Below are 1935 nucleotides of genomic sequence, written 5' to 3' on the forward strand. Positions count from 1 at the left end.
TCGCCTGGCAAGACGTACTCACCGATCTGGGCGTGGCGGCTCCGCACCGCGTCGACCTGCCGACGTACGCCTTCCAGCGCCGCCGGTACTGGCTCAAGGAGACGGTCGGCGTGTCGGCTGGGCTCCCTGGGGACGTAGCCGATGCGGAAGCGGACGAGGAGTCCGTGACGCAGGCGGCCGGTCCTGTGGCCTCCTTCGCCTGGATGTCGGAGGAGGAGACGGACCGGGAGCTGCTTGATCTCGTACGGCGGCACATTGCAGCGGTGCTCGAACACGACAGCCCCGAACATGTCCCGGTGGACGCGCCGTTCAAGCAGCTCGGCTTCGACTCGCTGATGTCGGTGGAGTTCTGTGCCGCGCTCGGCCGCGCGGTCAGCGTACGACTGCCGTCGTCCACGCTCTACGACCACCCCACCCCGGAGCTGCTGGCACGACACGTACGCGGCGAACTCGTGGGCACGCGGGGCGAGGAGGCCGAGGCGGAGGCTGCCCCGCACTCCGGCGCCGCCTCCGACCCGATCGTCATCGTCGGCATGAGTTGCCGGCTCCCGGGCGGGATACGGACGCCCGAGGAGCTGTGGGAGCTGCTGGCGGCGGGCGGTGACGCGGTGTCGCCGTTCCCCGCCGACCGCGGCTGGGACCTGGAGGCGCTCTACGACGCCGACCCGGAGCGCTCCGGCACGTCGTATGCGCGGGAGGGCGGGTTCCTCCATGACGCCGCCGACTTCGACCCGGTGTTCTTCGGGATCTCGCCGCGTGAGGCCCTGGCCATGGACCCGCAGCAGCGGCTGCTGCTGGAGACCTCCTGGGAGGCCCTCGAGCGGGCCGGCATCGACCCGAAGTCCCTGCGCGGCAGCAAGGCCGGCGTCTTCGTCGGTGCCACGGCTCAGGACTACGGCCCTCGGCTGCACGAGGCGCCCGAGGAGATCGAAGGCTATGTGCTGACCGGGACGACACCCAGCGTGGCGTCGGGCCGCGTGGCGTACACGCTGGGTCTGGAGGGCCCGGCCGTCACCGTCGACACCGCCTGCTCGTCGTCTCTGGTCGCCCTGCACATGGCCGCGCAGTCCCTGCGCTCCGGCGAGTGCTCGCTCGCGCTGGCGGGCGGGGCGACCGTCATGTCCAACCCCGGCATGTTCGTGGAGTTCAGCCGGCAGCGGGGGCTCGCCCCCGACGCCCGGGTCAAGGCCTTCGCCGAGGCCGCCGACGGCACCGGCTGGGGCGAGGGCGTCGGCATGCTGCTGCTGGAGCGGCTCTCCGATGCCGAACGGCATGGACACCCGGTCCTGGGCATCGTGCGGGGCACGGCCGTCAACCAGGACGGCGCCAGCAACGGGCTGACCGCCCCCAACGGCCCCTCCCAGCAGCGGGTGATCCGGCAGGCCCTCGCCAACGCCGGTCTCACCCCCGACCAGGTCGACGCCGTCGAGGCGCACGGCACCGGCACCACGCTGGGCGACCCCATCGAGGCACAGGCGCTCCTCGCCACATACGGCCAGGACCGCCCGACCGACCGGCCCCTGCGGCTGGGCTCGGTAAAGTCCAACATCGGCCACACCCAGGCCGCCGCCGGTGTCGCCGGTGTCATCAAGATGGTCATGGCCATGCACCACGGCGTCCTGCCGATGACACTGCATGTCGACCAGCCGACCAGCCATGTCGACTGGGACGCCGGAGCCGTCACCCTCCTCACCGAGGAACAGGCCTGGCCCGAGACCGACCGGCCCCGCCGGGCCGGCGTCTCCTCGTTCGGCGTCAGCGGCACCAACGCGCACGCCATCATCGAAGAGCCCCCTGCCGTTACCGAACAGCAGCACCAGCCCACAGACCCGGGCGTCGCGCCGTGGGTGATCTCCGCCCGGACCGCCGACGCGCTGCGCGACCAGGCACGGCAGCTCCGCGAATACATCGAGCAGCGGCCCGAGTTGAACACCA

1 protein-coding gene is annotated in these 1935 nt (G+C 72.0%); it reads left to right on the forward strand.

Annotated features, from left to right (window positions below; all coding sequences use genetic code 11):
• A partial coding sequence (locus ACFW22_RS35800; protein WP_386412967.1) for a beta-ketoacyl synthase N-terminal-like domain-containing protein occupies window positions 1–1935 on the forward strand: 1935 nt, incomplete at both ends.

It is taken from the genome of Streptomyces sp. NPDC058872, assembly GCF_042743065.1.
Classification (GTDB): Bacteria; Actinomycetota; Actinomycetes; order Streptomycetales; family Streptomycetaceae; genus Streptomyces.